Source organism: Mycobacterium sp. OAE908, from assembly GCF_017872775.1.
In the GTDB taxonomy this organism is placed as follows: Bacteria; Actinomycetota; Actinomycetes; order Mycobacteriales; family Mycobacteriaceae; genus Mycobacterium.
Window position 1 is genome coordinate 1,634,582 of record NZ_JAGGJL010000001.1, and the last position, 19,773, is coordinate 1,654,354.

Genomic DNA, 19,773 nt, shown 5'->3' on the forward strand with positions numbered 1-19,773 from the left:
CTCCGCTACCGAGGCCGAAAAAGCCTCGGCGCAAACGACATTGGGGCCGCGTGGTGTTGGCGCTGCTGTTGGTCTTCGTCATCGCGACGATTGCGGGCGGGTGGTGGATGGACACGTCGCTGCACCGCATCCCCGCCCTCGCCGATTACGCCGAGCGGCCGGCCTCCGGCAAGGGCACGACCTGGCTGCTGGTCGGCTCGGACAGTCGTCAGGGTCTGACGCCCGAACAGCAGGCCGAGCTGACCACCGGTGACGACATGGGCAACGGCCGCACCGACACCATCCTGATCGTGCACGTGCCTGCCTTCGGCTCCAGCGCGCCCACGACGATGGTGTCGATCCCACGCGATTCCTACGTGTCGATTCCCGGTTACGGCGAAGACAAGATCAACGCGGCGTTCTCCGAGGGCGGGGCGCCGCTGTTGGCGCAGACCGTCGAGCAGGCCACTGGGATGCGGCTCGACCATTACGCCGAGATCGGGTTCGACGGTTTCGCCGTGCTGGTCGACGCGGTCGGTGGGGTGACCATGTGCCCCACCGAACCGATCAGCGACCCGCTCGCAGGCATCGACCTGCCCGCCGGCTGCCAGAAGCTCAACGGCCGCAATGCGCTCGGGTTCGTCCGCACCCGAGCCACCCCGCGCGCCGACCTGGATCGGATGGTGAACCAGCGGCAGTTCATGGAGGCGTTGATGCATCGCGCCGCCAGCCCGGCCGTGCTGCTCAATCCGCTGCGCTGGTATCCGATGGCGCATGCGGTCAACGGCGCGCTCACCGTCGATACGGGTGCCCACATCTGGGATCTGGCGCGACTGGCGTGGTCGTTGCACGGCGACATCACCACCACGACGGTGCCGATCGGCGAGTTCACCGGTAGCGACTCCGGCTCCGTCGTGATCTGGAACAGCGACGCCGCGGGCCGCTTGTTCGCGGCGCTGACATCGGATTCGCCTGTCCCCCAAGATGTTTTGGACGCCGCTAAACCCGGCTAGTCCCTGCCCGCTCCCGTCAGCCCGTCCTGCAGCCAGCTCTTGGTGCGACCGGGGTGGTTCGTCGCGACCCACGCCACGCCGACATCGCGGCAGTACCGGACGTCCTCGTAGTGGTCGACGGTCCAGCAGTACAGCGCCCGGCCCTGAGCCGCGGCCCGGTCGACCAACTCGGGGTGATCGCGCAGCGTGGCGATCGAGGGGCCGACCGCGGTGGCACCGACGGTGGTGGCCGCGCCGCCGCCGAGATAGCGGGAGGTCTCGCCGAGCAACACAGTGGGCAGCATCGGGGCAGCGCGACGGATCCGCCACACCGCCGCGGCCGAGAAGGACATCACCACCGCGCGGGAAAGGTCCGCCGACGCAGGCGAGGCGATGCCGTAACGGTGCAGCAAGGCCAGCACCTTGCTCTCGACCAGCGCGCCGTAGCGCACGGGATGCTTGGTCTCGATGAACAGCTTGACCGGCCGATTGTGGTCGAGGACGAGCGAAACGAGATCATCGAGGGCGAGCAGACCGGTGTTGCCGTGGCTGCCGTCGGCGCGCCAACTGGGATGCCATGCCCCGAAATCGAGTTCACGCAACTGCGCCAGGGTCATCTCACTGACCAGTCCGGTCCCGTTCGATGTCCGGTCGACCCGCCGGTCGTGCACGCACACCAGGTGCCCGTCGCGGGTGAGCCGAACGTCGCACTCGACGCCGTCGGCGCCTTCTTTCAGTGCCAGTTCGTAGGCGGCCAGCGTGTGCTCGGGACGTTCGGCCGATGCGCCCCGGTGCGCCACCACGAACGGATGGCCGCCGAGCAGCTCGTCGCCCGAATTCATATGGCTATGCTGCCGGGTCCTGGCCTTCGGACTCAACTGCAACGGCCGGGGCCTCATCTTGCTGGGCTTTCTGGTCATCCCGGACGACCACCCAACGCTTCGTCGGTCGTGCCACCGGCTGGCGTTCGAAGCCGAGGAACACCTTCATGACCAGCAGCAGCGCCGCCATCGTCAGCAGGTAGGCGACGATCGTCGTCACCGTGTTGTCCGCGATGCCCTGCGCATCCTGGGTGAAGCTGGTCGCGATCGAGAAGATCGACACCACGTAGCTGAAGACCCAGACGATCCACCACACCACGATCGGCCGGCGCAGCCAATTCAACCGCTCTTCGACACCGGCCAACTCGAGCACGAACACCGGCGCCCAGAACAGATTCACAAGCGGCACAAGGCAACCCAGACGCAGCGCCGTCGCGGAGCGGGGGTCGTCGCGGCGGTGATGCGCGTAGGCCGCGGCCCGCCGCGCGATCAGCCAGTTGGTCAACACCACCAGGCTCGCGACGAACATGAACAGTGCGATCACGCTGACGAGCACGCCCGCCCAGGTGGCGGCGAACGCCACGACCTTGTTCAACAACATCGACCGGTTCACGATGAGCAGCACGTAACGCACGACGTGAACGAACGCGGCGAGACCGAGCATCACGATGGTCGCGACGAGCACGCCACGCACCATTGCGAGCGAGGGTCCGTTGCGCGGGGCGGCGGCAGCCTGTACGTCTGACGTCTCGAAGCGGTCGACCAGACCCCACCGGGGGATGGCGCCGTAGCGAGGGGTGGGCCCGAGAGCGCGCGTTCGACGGCGGGGCGGTGGCGCCGTGCCAGGTCGCACCGCGATCCAGCGGTATCCGGGCGGCAGTGGCCGACCTGGCGGCGTGCGGTCGCCCTGCCCCAGCGGCGAGGCCGTCGGCCGCCACTCGGAACCAGGCGGCGGACCCGACGGTGCATGCAGCGTCCCGTGACACCGCGGGCACCACACCCGCCTGCGGTCGCGCACGTTCCACCGCGTCCCGCACTGCGAACACACCTGGATCACGCGACCAGCCTAGCGACGCCGGCTCAGATGACGCCCGCACCGCCGTCATCGGTGATCACGGGTCGGCCGGCGGCGGCCCAGGCCAACATGCCACCCGAGACGTTCACCGGGGCGTAGCCGTTTCCGGCCAGGTACTGGGCGACGCGTTGGGATCGGCCGCCGGCCTGGCACACCACGAACAGCTTCGCGTCGGTGTCGATCTCACCGAGGCGCGACGGCACCTGGCCCATCGGGATGTGCTGGGCGCCGGGCGCGTGCCCCCGCTGCCATTCGTCGTCCTCACGCACGTCGAGCAAGACCACGGGCCCGTCGAACGTCGAGGGAACATCGGCGATCGACGCTTGCGTGACCTCGACTTCGTCCATACCGCCAATGCTGACACGACACCGGCTCGTGGCTCTACCGCCGCGGGGCTGACTGACGCGTCGATTCAACGTCAGCAATTGCCGACTATCCACAATTTCCACAAGTTCATCCACAGGCCTTCAACGGGCGAAACCCCGTTTGAGCCGCTCAATCTGTGCGCTTGCTGGGAGTTATTGTGGATAACCCTGCGGGGCGACACGCCGCCGATCAACAGGGTGGCGGGTGCCCGAGCGAAATGGATTGCCCCACTAAGTTTCCGATGGCAAGCATTGGTCTGCACCCAGCCGTGTCGGCCATTCGGGCGACAGCTGGCGACACCGCCTGACAGCTTCGATGACGTGATGCGGAGTTTGCTGGGTCGCGCACGATCGCCGCTGGGCGAACTTGGCGCGCTGGCTTTATCCACAGCGTCGGGCACGGCCGCCCCCTCCGCGCCCGACGAGGCGCGGCTTGCGATGCGGAGCCGATTTTTCACGGCCGAACAACAGGGGTTATGATCGGCGTCACACGCGCTGTTTGTGACAGATCTCACTGGGGGAGGGCCATAGATCGTGCAGGTAGGGAGGGTTTGATGGCGTCACATCCGATGGGTCCGGGTTCAGCTGTACCGCCGTCTGAATGGCACACGTCGTCGAATGTCTATACACGCGGCCAGATGATGGCCTGTCTGCGCGCCGGCGTCATCGCGCTGATTCTGCTGGGCGTTCTCGCGCTCATCGTCCTGTTCTGATCCGCAGCAAAAAGATCCCCGGCTCAACATTGTGAGCCGGGGATTTCCTGTACGGACGGGTGAGCGTTCTCAGGCGGGCGGGTAAACGCCCATGCCCTTGGCCTTCTCGGTCTGCCAGAAGATGTCGGCGATCTCGTCGATCGTCTTGAGCAGCTTCTCGGCGACGGCGACGTCGAGCGACTTCTTGACGTCACCTGCCCCGTGCACGCCGTCCCAGAACAGCTGGTGCAGATTCGGGAACTGCTCGAAGTGCTCCTTGGTGAAGAAGTCGGCCCACAGCACCATCAGGTGATGCTTGACCTCCTCGGCGCGCTGCTCCTTGATGAGAATTGCGCGGGTCTTGAAGTGCTCGTCATCGGAGTCCGCGTACTTCTGAAGGATTTTCAGGCAGGAGAGCGCTTCGATCTTGGCCTGGGCGGGGTCATAGACGCCGCAGTACAGATCGCAGTGGGCGTGGGCGGGGGTGGCGTTGGCGAAAAGTCGATGCAGCATGTTCCTAAACCTACCCTTTGGGGGTGGACGGAAACCATCCGCGGCGACGGTGGCCGCTACGCCGTTTCGCCGTCGTCGAGGACTCGATGCGTCCCACCCTCAATCCAGGTGACGGGCTGCTGGCGGTCAGCGGCGGCGCTCCCCGGCGTGGCCAGCTTCGCGTGTTTGCCGACCCCACTTCGCCGTCGCGATGGCTCGTCAAACGCGTCGGAGATGTGCGAGGGCGCGGCCGCAGCGCGACATTTGAAGCCGTTTCGGACAATCCGCGCGCGGTAGGGGTCGTCGACTCGCGGCAGTTCGGTTGGGTACCCGCGACAGGCTCTTATCGCGTGCTGTGGACGGTCCGTGCGCGTTGAGTGTTGTGCGTGTCCACTTGCTAGCAGGTTTGACCTGCCGCATTCTGGTCAAATCGACCCAAAGGCGTGTCGCGGAGGAATCCGAACACCGATGGCGCGGAGGCGAGATGGAAATGGGGTCTGGCCGGGCGATAGAGATCGCCCCTTTCCATTCGCATGGGTCCCTAAAGGGGTTTGTGGTGTCCGGTCGGTGGCCGGAGTCGACAAAGGAGTGGGCACAGCTACTCATTGTCGCTGTGCGCGTCGCGTCGCTGCCCGGATTGCTCTCAACCACAACGATTTTCGGTGCCCGTGAAGAGCTACCGGACGCGCCCGTCCCCGGCACCGTCGGACTGGTGGTCGCCGAAGGCACGGTGGTAGGTGAATCTGCGGTTCCCCCAGGGCATTTCGCCGAACACCAGCCACCCGCGCTGCTCATGCTGCACCCACCCTCGGAGACCATGCCGTCGCTGCCGGAGTGCAACGGCGCCGCGTCGGGTTGCGTGCTGCTTCCGGGGCTTCCCTATCTCGGTCTCGAGCATCGCGCAGCATGGGTCGAAGCGGAAGCCGACGGCACAGTGACGTCGATGGTGAGCCGGGTCGGTGTGGATCCCATCAGCCATCCCGACACCGCCATCTTGGCGATGCTGCTTGCGGCATAAGGGTTTTCGAACCATTTGATTCGTCGCCCTGAACGCTCGATTCGGGCACCCGAAACTCGCTTGCCGAGTGGCGCGGCCCCGAAACCGCCGCTATCGTCGACGAAGTCAGCGAAGGGGAGTAGCCCCCAATCGTCGAGTCGACATACTGGCGGCCGCGCACGCGAGGAGCAATAGTGCCGGAGCCCGGCCGACGAACCGCATTGCGGTGGGCGAGACCTTCGACCGAAGTCTGACGGGTTGCGAGCAATCGACCCGTCGGCGACGTGTCGAGAGGTCGTTCCCATGCTCACCGCCGCACTGGTCAGTCTCTCCGTGGTGTTCGTCGCCGAACTAGGCGACAAGTCGCAGTTGATGACCATGACCTACGCCCTGCGGCATCGGTGGTGGGTGGTGCTGTCCGGCGTCGGCATCGCGTCGTTCATGGTGCACGGCCTGTCGGTGACGGTCGGGCACTTCCTCGGTCTCACATTGCCGCAACGTCCGATCGCGTTCGCCGCCGCGATCGCGTTCTTGTTGTTCGCGGTGTGGACGTGGCGGGAGGGCCGCAGAGGCGGCGACGACGAGATCAAGGTCGCCGAACCGCGGCATGTGCTACTGGCCGTCATCTCCTCGTTCGTTCTCGCCGAACTCGGCGACAAGACGATGTTGGCCACCGTCGCCTTGGCCAGTGATCACAACTGGGCAGGCGTCTGGATCGGCGCGACCGTGGGCATGGTGCTCGCCGACGGCGTGGCCATCGCGGTGGGCACGCTGCTGCACAAGCGATTGCCCGAACGGTTCCTACACGGTTTGGCCAGCGTGCTGTTTGCCCTCTTCGGAATCTGGATACTGCTCGACACGGCGATCGGTCTGCGCTGGATGGCGATCTCGGCTACCGCGACGATCGCCGTGGCTGCGGCGATGGGGGCCGCAGTGACCCTGGTCCGCAGCCGACGCGAGCATTCTCCTGCGCTGTTGCCACTCGAACCGTCGCGCGACCCCGGAGACCCTCCTGCTGGCTACTGTCGGTCAATCGGCTGACCAGGTTCTGACGGCCTGCTCGCTATCGGGCGTCAACTGCCGAGGAGCATGACGGCCGGTGTCCATACCACCCACTTGCGTGCGCAACTAGCAAACACCGGTTTCCGCTTCCTTTCGCGCATGCGGAGTTGCCCGTGGTGAACTTCAGCATTCCTGTGACGGGCTGTGCGCAACTTCTGCAAAAGTCATCGCCAGGCAGCCGTTATTATTTGCTTCGCCGCACCGTAAGATGACGGTGCCGGCACACACCGACGGCGCCGTTAAGACCTGTAGCGGCCTCACGAAACAAAAGGCGGGTTAACTTTTCCGCGGTTTGCACTTGGTTGTTGGCACAACTCTCGCTACGATGATCAGCAAATACGCCGCCCCAGAAACCCGCTCGTCCAGCAAGTGGAGGTCAATTCGATGAGCAAGACGTTCGCCGCCCGGCTAAACCGCCTGTTCGACACGGTTTACCCGCCCGGTCGTGGCCCGCATACGTCCGCTGAAGTCATCGCAGCGCTCAAGGCAGAGGGCGTCACGATGTCGGCTCCGTACCTGTCGCAGCTCCGCTCAGGCAACCGCACCAACCCCTCGGCGGCCACCATGGCAGCCCTTGCCAACTTCTTCCGCATCAAGCCGGCTTACTTCACCGACGACGAGTACTACGAGAAGCTCGACAAGGAATTGACCTGGCTGGCGAATATGCGCGACGAGGGTGTTCGCCGTATTGCGGCACGCACCGTCGGTCTGTCCGTTGAGGCCCAGCAGGACATTGTTCAGAAGGTCGACGAGCTGCGTCGCCGGGAGCACCTGGACGATTAGCTTGCCGCTCGCCGCAACGCGGCGTCCGGCGAATTTGGGCAATTCGGTCTGTCAGGCCGACCCAGTCTTGGAGATTGCCAGTTGGCGATACTGCTGTGCGATCTCGAGGATCCATTCGCGATCAGAAAATGACGTGGGCTGGCGCAGCCAGCCAAGTCCAGGGAAGGTAGCGCCGGCATCGTCCGGCGCGTCTTCTCGGCCGTCGTAGATCCACTGCGCGATGCCGCGTGCCTGCTCCTCCGGCGGCACCCCCGGTGACTCGACTTCGGATACGTCGTCTTCCTCATCGAGCTCACGCGCGGGTGGCGTGCCGACAGGTCGCTTGCGGGCCGCGTCGGCCGAGGTGGCCTCGAGGAACAGCGCGTCCGAGATCAGCGACATCCGCTCGGCGACGCGAAACACCAGCGGTCCGCGGGGCCGGACACCGATGCCGATGTCCGGGTGGCGCCGACCGAGTTCGGTGAGCAGCGGTGAGATGGTGCGCAGCTCATAGCGGGCGCCGAACCAGTCCTCGACGCTCGGTAGCAGCGAGCCCGCCGCGACGACCAGCATCGCGCAGCCCAGTAGCGTGGCCGCCGCGCCGACTCCGAGTAGTTGGGTGCTGCCGGCGGCCCGCAGCAGGAAAAACGCGGACGCCAGCACGATGAGCACGATGCCGAGGGTGAACACGAACAGTGCGCGCCCGCGTCTGCTGCGATTGGAGTGACGCATTCCCGCCCACGACACCAGGGTCAGCGCCAAGAACACATAGAGCAGGGGCAGCAACCACGGCAACCTTCCGCCGCTGGAGGCCAGGTTCTGCTTGAGGTACTCCTCCGGCGCCATCTCCGATTGCTGGCCCGAAGCGAAGAAGATCACCAGACTCAACAGCCCGATCACGCCGGCAACGCTGTACTGCGCAATAGCAATTTTTCGAATGGCCGCGGGTGACTTCTCCGACGCGACGGTCGTAATCATCACGCAGCTGCCCGCGGCGCAGCCGATCAAGGCCAGCTGCGATAACCCCATCGCAAGGTTGTTCCAGCCCAGCGCCTCATCGATCAGCAGCGTCAGCGGCTGCCAATTCAGCGCCGCGACCACCCCGAGGCTGCCAAGCGCGAGGATCATCGCGGTACTGACGAGAGACTGCTTGTTGACCAGGGCCCAGCCAATCCGGAGGCCGGTCGCCAATCCGAGCAGACCGGCGATCACCCAGATGATCAACCAAATGCCTCTCCGAGCCGGACCTGAACTATCGAGGATCGATCCGACGGAAGCCGACCAAGGCGGTAGATGAGCAGTGCCGCGAAGTCCTCGGCCTCCTGCTCGGCGTCTTCACCCGCGGGACCCATGCAGCCGGTCCGCTGGTTGAGCATGTAGCCGATCAGGTCGGAGCTGGCCATCTCGGTGTTCTCCCGGGCCGCCTGGACCACAGGGATGCCTTCGTGCCCGAGCACCAGGTGGCCGAGCTCGTGGGCCAACGTGCGGTCCCACGCGGGGAGGCCCTTCTGGATCAGGAAGACGTCGCGGTCGGCGTACTGACGCCACTGCCCACACACTCCGGGTGGCAGATCGGCCATCTTCAGTTCAATGGGCCGGTCGCGATCCTCGCTCACCGCATCGACGAGGCGGGGCAGTGACACTTCCCCGCGTCGTGGGGCGAGTTCGAGCACCGCGCTTACGGCACGGGTGACGCGGCGGCTGGCAGGCATACAACCCCCTTCTCGACGAGTCCACTATGCGCTGTCCCGCCCCAAAAAGGCGGGCAGTTGTCAGTTCACGAACCTTGCGGTGCCGTTTGTATGTACCGCATGGCCCGCCTTTGCCTGGCGATATCCAACCCATCCCCCGGCACCGGTGAGTACCAGCATGCCCGTTACGCCGGGCACTGCCAAGGCCGCTACCTGGGACAATCCTGCATTCCGCAAATAATCGGCGTAGCCGACCCGGTATGACGCAGCCGGTACGGCCACGTTGCTGCCCACATTGGCAGGCAATGGCTCTCGCCCCGCAGGTGGCTCGGCAGAAACCGCACGCGGAGCTGCTGGCAACTCCGGTAGGCCCGCCGACCCCGCTCCGAGCCCCGCAGCAGGCGCGACGATGATCGGCAGCGTCATCGGCGGGATCGGAACCTCGACGGCCGCCGCTCCGACGCCAGGAACCACGTCGATCGCCGACGGCTCCGAAGCCGGTGGCAGCTGCATGGCCGGCACTTGCGGGCGGCCCGACGGTGCCTCGGCCCCGCCACCGCCACCGCCACCGATACCCGGCGCAGGCACGCCCACCGAGGAGCTTGTCGTGGACGTTGTGCCGGTGGTCTCGCTCGACGTTGTCGTCTTTGTCGTCGTGGTCTTCGTCGACGATTCCGTGGTCTTCGTCGACGATTCCGTGGTCTTCGTCGACGATTCCGTGGATTTCGTCGTCGACGGACTCGGCGGGGGCGGCGATTCCGAGCTTCCGCCGCAATGCTGCGCGTTCCCGTTGCTGCCGTCGTTGCCGCAGTTGCCGTTGCCCGGATTCTCGCCGTTGCCGGGTTTGTCCTCGGCGGACTGCGGATCCTCGTCCGCGCCGGCTTTTGTACCGTCCTTGTCGGAGTCGCCCTTTGGTCCGTTGCCGTGCACGTCGTTGGAATGAGTACCGGGCGGCAGATCAGATGGCGACGACGGCTCGGCGATTGCCAGCGCCCCGCCCAGGCCACACAGGAAAAGCCCTACAGCGACGAAGCAGGCCGACGCGGCGCCGTGCACACGCGAACCCACCTCGTCACCACCCCTTCAAGGCGTCAGCAGTCACCTATTCACAAGACCCGTCAATCTTCGCACAGCCAGGGCAAACGGTTCGCTGGCAAGTTGAATGTACCCGCGAGGAGGACACGCCGAAACCGCCGATGACCCGGACGATAATGTTGGGCTGCACCATTTCTGCTTTTGTCATGATTCGCCCGCCACGATGACCGGGAGGCCGCCGGGATGAGCCTGTTCAAGCGCAAAACCCGTGCCACCCGCCGGGCCGAAGCACGCGCGATCAAGGCCAAGGCCAAGCTCGAGGCGAAGCTCGCAGCGAAGAACGAGGCCCGCCGCATCAAGTCCCAGCACAGGACCGAAACGCGGGCCCTCAAGGCGCAACTGCGGGCCCAGCGCGAGAGCGACAGGGCCGCACTCAAGGTCGCCGAGACTCAGCTGAAGGCGGCGCGCGAAGGAAAATTGTTCTCTCCCAGCCGAATTCGACGCCTTCTTACGGTGACCCGGCTGCTTGCTCCGATCGCCGTACCGCTGTTCTACCGCGGCGCCGTCGCCGCACGCGGCTATCTCGACGAACGCAAGGCCGACCGGCTCGGCGTTCCGCTGAGCCAGCTCGGCCAGTTCTCCGGCCACGGCGCTGAGTTGTCGGCGCGGATCGCGGGAGCCGAGCAGTCGTTGCGCCTGGTTGCCGAGAAGAAGCCGAAGGACGCCGAGACCAAGCAATTCGTCGCGGCGATCACCGAGCGTCTGCGCGACCTGTCAGCGGCGGTCACGGCCGCCGAGAACATGCCGTCGTCGCGCCGCCGCGCAGCGCACGACGCCATTTCCCAGCAGCTCGACGGCATCGATGCCGACCTGATGGCCCGGCTCGGCCTGGTCTGACCGACGTGTCTCACGGCCGTTCCAGAGTGCGCAATCCCGCTGCGCGCCTTCGCGGTTCGGCCGCGGGCCTGCTGACCGCAGCGCTGGCAGTGGCGGCGCACTCGGTTGGCAGTGGGACAGCACCGACCGGCGCCGTCGTCGCGCAGTTGGCAGTCCTCGCGGCGACAGTCGGCGCTCTCGCGGCGACGATCTCCCGCGCCGCCGATGTCAGGGTGCTGCTGGGCTTGCTCGCGGCCGGCCAGCTGATCGGTCACCTCATGCTCAGTGCCGCCGGGCATCACCACCCCGCGGTGGCGGGTCCACCTGCCGGGGTGATGCTCGCCGCGCATGCGGTGGCGATCGGCGCGGGCGCGCTCCTGATCGCCGCGAGTGATCGGCTGTGCCGTGCGGTGTCACGCGCAGTGCGCGTCGCGGTTCGGATCGTCGCCGTGCCCGTTGCAGGACCGCCTGTCGTAGTGGTCGGCCAGGCCGATCAGCCACTGCGCTCCACACTTCTGATTGCCGCTTCGATGTCGCACCGGGGTCCGCCGGTCAGCCGCAACTGCTGACCGACATCCCAACGACACAAGAAAGCCACAATCGAATGCGATCCACTACTCGGGCGTCCTCGCGCGCCCTCATCACCGGTGCGCTGGTATCCATCGGCCTGTTGGCCGCCGCTGCGCCCGCATCCGCCCACGTTCGCGCCACCGCGGACAATCCCACGCCAGGCTCCTATTCGGTGGTCACCTTGAAGGTGCCCAACGAGTCCGAAAAGGGCGCGCTCACAAAACAATTGAGCGTCGCTTTGCCCAACGTCGCATCCGCCAGCACGGAAGCCATGCCGGGCTGGAGCGCCAAGCTGGACCGCGACGCGGCCGCGGGCACCGTCCGCTCCGTCACGTGGACTGCCGCGCCAGGGACGGGTATCGCAGCCGACCAGTTCGCGCTGTTCCGGATTTCGGTGAAGCTGCCCGAGACCCCCACAGTCAGCCTCCCGGCCATCCAGACGTATTCGGACGGAACGGTCGTGAAGTGGGACCAGCCGACACCGGCGGGCGGAGCCGAACCCGAATATCCGACTCCCGAAATCGCGCTGACAGGCGCCAAGGCCGATGCGGGTGATGGCGATCCGATGCCGATGACCCAGGCGGCCCACGAGTCGCCAGCGGCTCCTGAGGCCGACAACACCGCACGATGGCTGGCAGGCGGCGCGCTGGCGCTGGCCGCCGTTGCGGTGGCGACCGCGCTGCTGGTACGACGACGAGCATGAATCGCTTCCTCGCGGCACTGGTCCTGGCCATCTCGCTGACCGCAGCGGCGATGGCCGGGGCCGGTGTGGCGTCGGCTCATGCCACCCGCCTGGCCACCGACCCAGCCGAGAACAGCGAACTGACCAAGGCGCCGGAGAAGGTCAGCGCGACGTTCAACGAGGCGCTGCAGCAGTCATTCGCCGCGATGACGGTCGTCGGTCCCGACGGCAACCTCTGGTCGACGGGCGACCCGCACGTCGATGGCGCTGTCGTCAGCGTCGGCGTGCGGCCACTGGGCCCGTCCGGCACCTACACGGTGAACTACCGGGTGACGTCCGCCGACGGGCACGTGGTCTCTGGGTCGTGGTCGTTCAAGATGACGGTGTCCGGCACCGGCACACCAGGGCCGTCGGCATCGGCGACGAGCGCGGCGGATGACGGCATCCCGGTGTGGCCGTTCTTCGTCGCGTCGGGCTTGATCGTCGCAGGCGGCGCACTGTGGGCGGTGCGACGGCAGAAGTGACCCCGCTGACCGCAACGCTGGTGCGGGCGGCTGCCGACTTCTGCGCGGTGATCGCGCTCGGCCTGGCCGTGGTGCCGATGCTCGACATCGACCGCTATCGCGGTGAGCTGATCCGTCGTGCCACCGGCCCGTTGACCGTGGCAGGCGCGGCCTGGTTACTCGCCGAGCTGCTTCGGTTGGGGGTGGCAGCGGCCCAGGCCGCGGCTACTCCGCTGTCCCGGCTGGGCGTGCACACCGCGGTCGATTTCGCCGTGCACACCACACCGGGGCGGTCGGGATTGTTCAGCGTGGTGGCCGCGGCGGTGGTGTGCGTGGTCGTAGTGGTGGTTCCGCGCTCGGCGGCGACGAACGTCGCGGTCGTCGGCATCGCGGCGGCGGGACTGGCGGCGCGTCCGCTCACCGGCCACCTGTCCGAGAGCGCACTGGGCGGGTTGGCGATGGCCGTACACACCCTGGCTGCGGCGGTGTGGTGCGGCGCGCTGGCGGCACTCGTGCTCACGGTCGACCATCGCGGTCAGTGGGCGCGGGTGCTGCCGCGGTTCTCGCAGCTGTCGCTGGCGTGTGTGGCTGCGCTGCTGGTCGGTGGGGTGCTGGGCGCCGTGGTGACGCTCGGGGCACCCAGTCAGCTGTATACGACCGCATATGGGCGGCTGCTGTCGGCGAAGGTCGTGGTGACCGTGGCGCTCGTGCTGCTGGCGTACCGCAATAGGACGGTGTGGCTACCGGCAGCGCGTTCGCACCGAACCACGGCCGTGGTGTCGCGGTCCAGGGCACTGATCGAAGTCGCGATCATGGCCGTAGCACTGACCTTCGCGGCCGCGTTGGCCGTGACCGGTTAGCGCCATCTCCGGCCTGGCATGATGGGAGCCACTGCCGGGTAGACGTAACGGTCGCAAAGGAGCAGCCAGATGGCAGACCAGCAGGATCGGCCCGACGAGACGCCTGACGCCGCCATACCGGCAGAGCAACCGGCCTCGTCCGCGCCCAGCCCTGATCCGGCGCCGCCAGCCACCGAACCGCCCGCGCCACCTGCCCCGCCTGCCCCGCCTGCCAAGGCTGCTGCGAAGAAGGCGCCGGCCAAGGCGGCCAAGAAGACGCCTGCGAAGAAGGCACCTGCTAAGAAGGCCGCCAAAAAGACCGCAGCCAAGAAAGCCCCGGCGAAGAAGGCGCCCCCCACCGCCGCGAAACTGGCGGACACCAACGGTGATCTCACGTCGGCCGCCAAAGAGGTTGCGGCACAAGCGAAGTCAACGGTATCGACTGCGAGCAACCCCGTCGCCGGACCAGCACCCGTGCCGTTGATCGGTCCAGAGCCGTCGCGCCTGCCGCTGGCTGCCGCTATCGCCGCCGGCGTGCTGGCGATCCTGGTCGTGCTGCTGGCGTCCCGCCGCGGAAGCGGCAATTGAGCACGCGCGATTCCGAGGGTTAATCTCCTTGACCCTGACGCGGCGTCAGGGTCGATAGTGGCGTCATGGACGCCAACACTGTCGGCGCGGTAGCCGCCCTCACGAGTGTCTCCGTACGCGCTCTGCATCACTACGACCACATCGGTCTGGTGGTGCCGAGCGTCCGCACGCAGGCGGGTTACCGCGGATACACCGACGCCGATATCGAGCGGCTGCACCTCGTGCTGGTGTACCGCTCGGTCGGGATCCCGCTCGACGAGATCCGTGCGCTGCTCGATGACCCGGGTGCGGACGTGGTCGAGCATCTGCGGCGCCAACACCAATTGCTGCTGGAGCAGGCCGACCGGCTGCAGCACACGATCAAAGCAGTGGAGGAACTGATGAACGCTCACCGCAGCGGGATCCAGCTGAGCGCCGAGGAACAGGTAGCGATCTTCGGCACGACCGCTTTCAGCGAGGAGTACGCCACCGAAGCCGAAGAGCGCTGGGGCGACACCGACGCGTGGAAGCAATCCCAGCAACGGGTTTCGCGATTTTCCAAGGAGGATTGGATCGCGATCAAGGCCGAAGGCGACGCCCTGCTGTCGGACTTGGCGCGGGCCAAGCGCGACGGCGTCGAACCGGGATCCGATGCAGCGAACGCGCTCGCGGCCCGTCACCGCGCGTCGATCGAACGCTTCTACGACTGCGGCGACGAGATGCACCGCAATCTGGTGCAGATGTATCTGGCCGACGAACGGTTCACCCGCTATTACGACGACGTCGAACCCGGGTTGGCTCAGTTCGTCCACGACATCGTGGTGGCTAGCATCGAGCGGTGACCATCGAGCCTCGCCCCACCGCTGACCTCGTCGACGAGATCGGCCCCGACGTCCGCAGCTGCGACCTCCAGTTCACTCAGTACGGCGGCCGGATGCAGTTCGCGGGTCCGATCACCACCGTTCGGTGCTTCGAGGACAACGCGCTTCTGAAGTCTGTGCTCTCGGAGCCCGGCAACGGCGGTGTACTGGTGATCGACGGCGACGGGTCGCTACACAGCGCGCTGGTGGGCGACGTGATCGCCGGGCTCGGCGTCGACAACGGCTGGGCGGGACTGATCATCAACGGCGCGGTCCGCGATGCGGCGACGCTGCGCACACTGCCGATCGGAATCAAAGCGCTTGGCACCAATCCCCGCAAGAGCACCAAGACCGGCGAGGGCCAACGTGACGTTGCAGTCGAGTTCGGTGGCGTACTGTTCAAGCCCGGCGAGATCGCCTACAGCGACGACGACGGCATTGTCGTCGTCACCGCAGACTGAATCGCTAGGCCGAAACGCGCTCCGCGGCACGGTGTTTGGTGAACGCCAACGCCTCGTCGTCGACGCTGCCGTGCCGGATCAGGCGCAGGTCGAGCAGGTAGTTCTGCCTGAGTCGCCACGGTGCGACGTGACCGGCCTTCGGCAGGTAGTCCAGCGCGCGCAGCACGTAGCCCGGCGTGAAGTCCATCAGCGGCCGCTCGTCGACCGAGTTGCCAGGGTGCTGCGGCTCGACGGTGTCAAAGCCGTTGGCGTCCATGTAGTTCAGCACGCGGCAGACGAACTCCGAAACCAGGTCGGCCTTCAGCGTCCACGATGCATTGGTGTAGCCGATGGTGAACGCCATGTTCGGCATGTGCGTGAGCATCATGCCCTTGTACGCCATGGTCTCGTTGAGCTCGACTGGCTCCCCGTTGCGTGAAATGGCGGCACCGCCGAACAGCTGAAGGTTCAAACCCGTTGCGGTGACGATGATGTCGGCCTGCAGCTCTTCGCCAGAGGCCAGCTTGATGCCGGTCTTGGTGAAACGCTCGATGGTGTCGGTGACGACGTCGGCCTTACCCGAGCGGATCGTCTTGAACAGATCGCCGTTGGGCGCCAGGCAGAGACGCTGATCCCACGGGTTGTAACTGGGACCGAAGTGCTTCTCGACGTCATAGCCCTCGGGCAGGCGCCGCTGCGCCATGGTCATCAGCGTCTTGCGCATGAAGTTCGGGAAACGCCTGCTGATGTTGTACTGCGCGGACTGGAAGAGGATGCTCTTCCATCGGTTCAGCACGTAGGCCGGCTTGGTAGGCAGCGCCTTGTTGGTCCGCACGGTGAACGGGTCGACGTCAGGCAGCGCACCGATGTACGTCGGCGACCGCTGCAGCATCGTCACATGTCCTGCGCCCGAATTGGCAAGGGCCGGAATCAGAGTCACGGCGGTGGCGCCGCTGCCGATCACGACGATCTTCTTGCCCGTGTAGTCGAGGTCCTCAGGCCAGTGCTGCGGGTGAATGATCGTGCCCTCGAAGTCGTCGCGTCCCACGAACTCCGGGGTGTAACCCTCGTCGTAGTTGTAGTAGCCGCTCGCCGCGAACAGGAAGCCGGCCTTGATCTCGACCTCTTCGCCGTCGCGTTCGACGCGAACGGTCCACCGGTTCTCGGCGTCGGACCAGTCGGCTCCAACGACCTTCTGGCCGTAGCGGATGTGCTTGTCGATGCCGTACTCGGCGACCGTTTCCTTCAGGTACGCCATGATCGACGGACCGTCGGCGATGGCTTTCTCTGACGTCCACGGCTTGAAGCGGAAGCCAAGGGTGAACATGTCGGAGTCCGAGCGGATGCCCGGGTACTTGAACAGGTCCCAGGTGCCCCCGAGGTTCTCGCGGCGCTCCAGGATCACATAGCTCTTGTCCGGGCAGCGGTCCTGCAGGTGCCAGGCAGCGCTGATGCCGGAGATGCCGGCCCCGACGATGACTACGTCGACAAATTCGGTCATGATGTAAAGTTATCAACAGTGTGTCGAATGAGTCAACAGTGTGTCGAGAAATTCGACATGGCGTAAAGTCATACCCCGTGACCAGCGTCAGCCAGCCGCGTACCGCCCGCGGGCGCCGCACGGTCCGGCCGTCCGGCGACGACCGTGAGCTGGCCATCTTCTCCACCTTGGAGCGACTGCTGGAAGGCCGGTCGTTCGCCGAAATCTCCGTCGATGACCTGGCCAGAGGCGCAGGAATCTCACGGCCGACGTTCTACTTCTACTTCCCGTCGAAGGACGCGGTGCTGCTCACGCTGTTCGAGCGAGTGCTCGCCGAGGCTGATGCCACGTTCGAGAGCAGGGCCGACGACTACTCCCTCGACCCGGCGCGGGTCTGGCGCGAAGGCATCTACGCCTTCTTCGAACCTCTGCGCGCACACCTCGCAGTCGCCCTGGCCGGTGTGGCGGCGACCGGTACCAACGCCGAGATCCGCGAACTCTGGTCGACGTTCATGCAGAAATGGGTGGACCGCACAGCCGCGGTCATCACCGCCGAACGCGCTCGTGGCGCCGCGCCGGAGACTGTGCCTGCCCAAGACCTCGCGGTGGCGCTGAACCTGATGAACGAGCGGACCATGTTCGCGTCGTACACCGGCCAGAAACCGGCGATCGTCGAAGACACGGCACTGGACACCCTGGTGCACGTCTGGATCACCAGCATCTACGGCCGGATGCCCTGACCTGTCGGCCCCGAATGCGAACATATGTTCGTGTCCGGCGCCGGCGCCACCATCCTGCACGCCGATCTCGACTCGTTCTACGCATCGGTCGAGCAGCGTGACGACCCCGCCCTGCGCGGCAAGCCGGTGATCGTCGGCGGCGGTGTCGTGTTGGCGGCCAGCTACGAGGCGAAGGCCTACGGCGTCCGCACCGCGATGGGTGGCCGTCAGGCGCGCGCGTTGTGCCCGCACGCGATCGTGGTCCGGCCGCGGATGTCGGCCTATTCGCAAGCAAGTGACGCAGTGTTCGAGGTGTTCCGCGACACCACGCCGATGGTCGAACCGCTCTCAGTGGACGAGGCATTCCTCGACGTATCGGGACTGTGGCGGGTGTCGGGCACGCCGGTTCAAATCGCGGCCCGCTTACGCGCAGAGGTCCGCGACCGCGTCGGTTTACCCATCACCGTCGGCATCGCACGCACCAAATTCCTGGCCAAGGTCGCCAGCCAAGAGGCCAAGCCCGACGGACTGCTGCTCGTCCCGCCCGACCGCGAACTCGCGTTCCTGCACCCGTTGCCGGTACGACGACTCTGGGGCGTCGGCGCGAAGACCGCCGAGAAGTTGCACGCACACGGCATCGAGACAGTCGCCGACGTCGCCGAACTCGGCGAGTCGACGCTCGCCGCGATGGTCGGCGGTGCGATGGGCCGTCAGCTGTTTGCCTTGTCGCGCAACATAGATCGCCGCCGCGTGGTGACGGGTGTACGCCGTCGTTCGGTCGGCGCGCAGCGGGCGCTGGGCCGGGCGGGCAACACGATGTCGGCCGCGGAGGTCGACGCCGTCGTCGTCAACCTGATCGACCGGATCACCCGCCGGATGCGCAAGGCCGGCCGGACGGGCCGAACGGTGTTGTTGCGGTTACGGTTTGACGATTTCGGTCGGGCCACCCGCTCACACACGATGCCGCGGGCGACGGCGTCGACGGATGTCATCCTGGCAGCCGCCCGCGGTTTGGTCGCGGCGGCCGCTCCGTTGATCGCCGATCGGGGTCTGACACTCGTCGGGTTCGCGGTGTCGAACATCGACCGCGACGGCGCCCAGCAGTTGGAGCTGCCTTTCGAGGAAGCCGCGGACACCGTCGCGATCGACGATGCGGTCGACAAGGTGCGGGAGCGTTACGGGAACACGGCGCTGACGCGCGGTGTGCTGCTCGGCCGAGACCCCGGCCTCGAAATGCCGCATCTACCTGATTAACTCGTCGTCCACGCCAGCAGCTTGTCGGCCGACCAGGTGTTGACGATCCGCTCGGTGGGCACGCCGGCGTCGAGTGCGCGTTGCGCGCCATAGCCAAGGAAGTCCAACTGCCCGGGCGCATGCGAATCCGTGTCGATGGAGAACAGACATCCGATGTCGAGCGCCAGTTTCAGCAGCCTGCTCGGCGGGTCCCTGCGTTCAGGCCGGGAATTGATCTCGACGGCCGTTCCGTTGTCCCGGCACGCAGTGAACACCTTCTCCGCATCGAACTTCGACTCCGGCCTGGTGCCGCGGCCGCCGGTGACGAGCCGGCCGGTGCAGTGCCCGAGCACATCGGTGTGTGGGTTGGCCACGGCCTTGAGCATGCGGCGCGTCATCGACGACTCATCCATCGACAGCTTGGAATGCACACTTGCCACCACCACGTCGAGGCGTTCCAACAGGTCGGGTTCCTGGTCCAGCGACCCATCCTCGAGAATGTCGACTTCGATGCCGGTCAGGATTCGCATCGGCGCGACGGTGTCGCGTAGTTCGTCGATGACGTCGAGCTGCTTACGCAGCCGCTCCGGCGACAGGCCGTTGGCGACTTTGAGCCGGGGCGAGTGGTCGGTCAGCGCGCAGTATTCGTGCCCCAGCTCCTTGGCGGCGAGCATCATCTCCTCGATCGGCGCCGAGCCGTCCGACCAGTTGGAATGCACATGCAGGTCGCCCTTGAGCGCGGCACGAAGCTCGCCGCCGCCCAGATCCTTTACCGCCGAACGCAATTCGACGAGCACATCCGGTTCGCCACCGGCCCATGCCTGGGCGATGACCTTGGCGGTCTTCGGTCCGATACCAGGCAACGACTGCCAACTGTTGGCGGTGCCGTGTCGCTCACGCTCCGCTTCGGACAGTCCTTCGACGATGTCGGCGGCGTTGCGGTAGGCCATCACGCGACGCGGATCTTCGCGGGCCCGGTCCTTGTAGTACGCGATCTGACGCAGCGCGAGTACTGGATCCATCTCTCCAGTGTGCCGCTCG

General features: G+C 66.3%; 25 protein-coding genes. 16 read left to right on the forward strand and 9 right to left on the reverse strand.

The window, feature by feature from the left end:
- The first annotated feature begins 56 nt into the window (after nucleotides 1-56).
- Entirely contained in the window at nucleotides 57-992 is a 936-nt protein-coding gene (locus J3E61_RS07985) for an LCP family protein (RefSeq protein WP_210085473.1), read from the forward strand.
- Here the strand turns inward: J3E61_RS07985 and J3E61_RS07990 are convergent.
- From J3E61_RS07990 to J3E61_RS08000, 3 genes are read right to left on the reverse strand one after another with little or no spacing between them, the layout of a single operon-like run.
- Nucleotides 989-1,813 carry a glycerophosphodiester phosphodiesterase gene (locus tag J3E61_RS07990; RefSeq protein ID WP_192724691.1) on the reverse strand — a complete coding sequence of 275 codons (825 nt, stop codon included), beginning with the start codon at nucleotides 1,811-1,813 and terminating at the stop codon, nucleotides 989-991. The two genes, J3E61_RS07985 and J3E61_RS07990, sit on opposite strands and share 4 nt — an antisense overlap.
- 4 nt (nucleotides 1,814-1,817) lie before the next feature.
- Nucleotides 1,818-2,849, reverse strand: a complete 1,032-nt coding sequence (locus tag J3E61_RS07995; protein WP_210083199.1) for a DUF4328 domain-containing protein — start codon at nucleotides 2,847-2,849, stop codon at nucleotides 1,818-1,820.
- A gap of 23 nt (nucleotides 2,850-2,872) precedes the next feature.
- Nucleotides 2,873-3,214 carry a rhodanese-like domain-containing protein gene (locus tag J3E61_RS08000; RefSeq protein ID WP_192724693.1) on the reverse strand — a complete coding sequence of 114 codons (342 nt, stop codon included), beginning with the start codon at nucleotides 3,212-3,214 and terminating at the stop codon, nucleotides 2,873-2,875.
- A 572-nt stretch (nucleotides 3,215-3,786) separates the two neighbouring features.
- Here J3E61_RS08000 and J3E61_RS08005 point away from each other — a divergent pair.
- Entirely contained in the window at nucleotides 3,787-3,945 is a 159-nt protein-coding gene (locus tag J3E61_RS08005) for a hypothetical protein (RefSeq protein ID WP_192724694.1), read from the forward strand.
- A 69-nt stretch (nucleotides 3,946-4,014) separates the two neighbouring features.
- Here the strand turns inward: J3E61_RS08005 and sodN are convergent, their stop codons facing one another.
- Nucleotides 4,015-4,437 carry a superoxide dismutase, Ni gene (gene sodN / locus J3E61_RS08010; RefSeq protein ID WP_192724695.1) on the reverse strand — a complete coding sequence of 141 codons (423 nt, stop codon included), beginning with the start codon at nucleotides 4,435-4,437 and terminating at the stop codon, nucleotides 4,015-4,017.
- 86 nt (nucleotides 4,438-4,523) lie between these two features.
- On the opposite strand from sodN, the gene J3E61_RS08015 reads away from it, so the two are divergent.
- The 4 genes from J3E61_RS08015 (at nucleotide 4,524) to J3E61_RS08030 (ending at nucleotide 7,258) form a co-directional block, all read left to right on the forward strand.
- The gene (locus J3E61_RS08015) at nucleotides 4,524-4,793 is read left to right on the forward strand and encodes a S26 family signal peptidase (RefSeq protein WP_210085474.1); all 270 of its coding nucleotides are present in this window, start codon (nucleotides 4,524-4,526) and stop codon (nucleotides 4,791-4,793) included.
- A gap of 107 nt (nucleotides 4,794-4,900) precedes the next feature.
- Entirely contained in the window at nucleotides 4,901-5,434 is a 534-nt protein-coding gene (locus J3E61_RS08020) for a peptidase (protein WP_192724696.1), read from the forward strand.
- Nucleotides 5,435-5,716: 282 nt separating this feature from the next.
- Nucleotides 5,717-6,454 carry a TMEM165/GDT1 family protein gene (locus tag J3E61_RS08025; RefSeq protein WP_210083200.1) on the forward strand — a complete coding sequence of 246 codons (738 nt, stop codon included), beginning with the start codon at nucleotides 5,717-5,719 and terminating at the stop codon, nucleotides 6,452-6,454.
- A gap of 405 nt (nucleotides 6,455-6,859) precedes the next feature.
- On the forward strand, nucleotides 6,860-7,258 hold the full coding sequence (locus J3E61_RS08030; RefSeq protein ID WP_192724698.1) for a helix-turn-helix transcriptional regulator: 399 nt from the start codon (nucleotides 6,860-6,862) through the stop codon (nucleotides 7,256-7,258).
- 51 nt (nucleotides 7,259-7,309) lie between these two features.
- On the opposite strand, the gene J3E61_RS08035 is transcribed toward J3E61_RS08030, so the two are convergent.
- From J3E61_RS08035 to J3E61_RS08045, 3 genes are read right to left on the reverse strand one after another with little or no spacing between them, the layout of a single operon-like run.
- Nucleotides 7,310-8,461, reverse strand: coding sequence for a hypothetical protein (locus J3E61_RS08035; RefSeq protein ID WP_210083201.1), 1,152 nt, complete (start codon nucleotides 8,459-8,461; stop codon nucleotides 7,310-7,312).
- Nucleotides 8,458-8,949 (reverse strand): DUF955 domain-containing protein, encoded by a 492-nt coding sequence (locus J3E61_RS08040; RefSeq protein ID WP_192724700.1) that lies wholly within the window; start codon nucleotides 8,947-8,949, stop codon nucleotides 8,458-8,460. The genes J3E61_RS08035 and J3E61_RS08040 overlap by 4 nt, the downstream gene beginning before the upstream one ends.
- Before the next feature lie 60 nt (nucleotides 8,950-9,009).
- Nucleotides 9,010-9,996 carry a hypothetical protein gene (locus tag J3E61_RS08045; protein WP_210083202.1) on the reverse strand — a complete coding sequence of 329 codons (987 nt, stop codon included), beginning with the start codon at nucleotides 9,994-9,996 and terminating at the stop codon, nucleotides 9,010-9,012.
- Nucleotides 9,997-10,206: 210 nt separating this feature from the next.
- On the opposite strand from J3E61_RS08045, the gene J3E61_RS08050 reads away from it, so the two are divergent.
- The 8 genes from J3E61_RS08050 to rraA all read left to right on the forward strand — a co-directional run bounded on the left by J3E61_RS08050 (nucleotide 10,207) and on the right by rraA (nucleotide 15,321).
- Nucleotides 10,207-10,860, forward strand: a complete 654-nt coding sequence (locus tag J3E61_RS08050) for a hypothetical protein (RefSeq protein ID WP_210083203.1) — start codon at nucleotides 10,207-10,209, stop codon at nucleotides 10,858-10,860.
- Between the two features lie 26 nt (nucleotides 10,861-10,886).
- Nucleotides 10,887-11,408: a hypothetical protein gene (locus J3E61_RS08055; RefSeq protein ID WP_210085475.1), complete on the forward strand. Its 522-nt coding sequence runs from the start codon at nucleotides 10,887-10,889 to the stop codon at nucleotides 11,406-11,408.
- 35 nt (nucleotides 11,409-11,443) lie between these two features.
- Nucleotides 11,444-12,112: a YcnI family protein gene (locus tag J3E61_RS08060; RefSeq protein ID WP_210083204.1), complete on the forward strand. Its 669-nt coding sequence runs from the start codon at nucleotides 11,444-11,446 to the stop codon at nucleotides 12,110-12,112.
- Entirely contained in the window at nucleotides 12,109-12,615 is a 507-nt protein-coding gene (locus J3E61_RS08065) for a copper resistance protein CopC (protein ID WP_210083205.1), read from the forward strand. Before J3E61_RS08060 ends, J3E61_RS08065 begins: the two co-directional genes overlap by 4 nt.
- Entirely contained in the window at nucleotides 12,612-13,454 is an 843-nt protein-coding gene (locus J3E61_RS08070) for a CopD family protein (RefSeq protein ID WP_210083206.1), read from the forward strand. The genes J3E61_RS08065 and J3E61_RS08070 overlap by 4 nt, the downstream gene beginning before the upstream one ends.
- 69 nt (nucleotides 13,455-13,523) lie before the next feature.
- Nucleotides 13,524-14,021, forward strand: coding sequence for a hypothetical protein (locus J3E61_RS08075; RefSeq protein WP_210083207.1), 498 nt, complete (start codon nucleotides 13,524-13,526; stop codon nucleotides 14,019-14,021).
- A gap of 65 nt (nucleotides 14,022-14,086) precedes the next feature.
- Nucleotides 14,087-14,842: a MerR family transcriptional regulator gene (locus J3E61_RS08080; RefSeq protein WP_210083208.1), complete on the forward strand. Its 756-nt coding sequence runs from the start codon at nucleotides 14,087-14,089 to the stop codon at nucleotides 14,840-14,842.
- The gene (gene rraA, locus J3E61_RS08085; protein ID WP_210083209.1) at nucleotides 14,839-15,321 is read left to right on the forward strand and encodes a ribonuclease E activity regulator RraA; all 483 of its coding nucleotides are present in this window, start codon (nucleotides 14,839-14,841) and stop codon (nucleotides 15,319-15,321) included. The genes J3E61_RS08080 and rraA overlap by 4 nt, the downstream gene beginning before the upstream one ends.
- A gap of 4 nt (nucleotides 15,322-15,325) precedes the next feature.
- Here the strand turns inward: rraA and J3E61_RS08090 are convergent, their stop codons facing one another.
- A complete protein-coding gene (locus J3E61_RS08090; RefSeq protein WP_210083210.1) occupies nucleotides 15,326-16,801 on the reverse strand; it encodes an NAD(P)/FAD-dependent oxidoreductase in 1,476 nt (491 codons plus the stop codon).
- 77 nt (nucleotides 16,802-16,878) lie between these two features.
- On the opposite strand from J3E61_RS08090, the gene J3E61_RS08095 reads away from it, so the two are divergent.
- Together J3E61_RS08095 and dinB are read left to right on the forward strand one after the other, a co-directional pair.
- Nucleotides 16,879-17,520, forward strand: a complete 642-nt coding sequence (locus J3E61_RS08095) for a TetR/AcrR family transcriptional regulator (protein ID WP_210083211.1) — start codon at nucleotides 16,879-16,881, stop codon at nucleotides 17,518-17,520.
- 24 nt (nucleotides 17,521-17,544) lie between these two features.
- Nucleotides 17,545-18,753 (forward strand): DNA polymerase IV, encoded by a 1,209-nt coding sequence (gene dinB, locus J3E61_RS08100; RefSeq protein WP_210083212.1) that lies wholly within the window; start codon nucleotides 17,545-17,547, stop codon nucleotides 18,751-18,753.
- On the opposite strand, the gene J3E61_RS08105 is transcribed toward dinB, so the two are convergent.
- A complete protein-coding gene (locus J3E61_RS08105) occupies nucleotides 18,750-19,754 on the reverse strand; it encodes a PHP domain-containing protein (RefSeq protein ID WP_210085476.1) in 1,005 nt (334 codons plus the stop codon). The genes dinB and J3E61_RS08105 overlap by 4 nt on opposite strands.
- Between the last annotated feature and the right edge of the window lie 19 nt (nucleotides 19,755-19,773).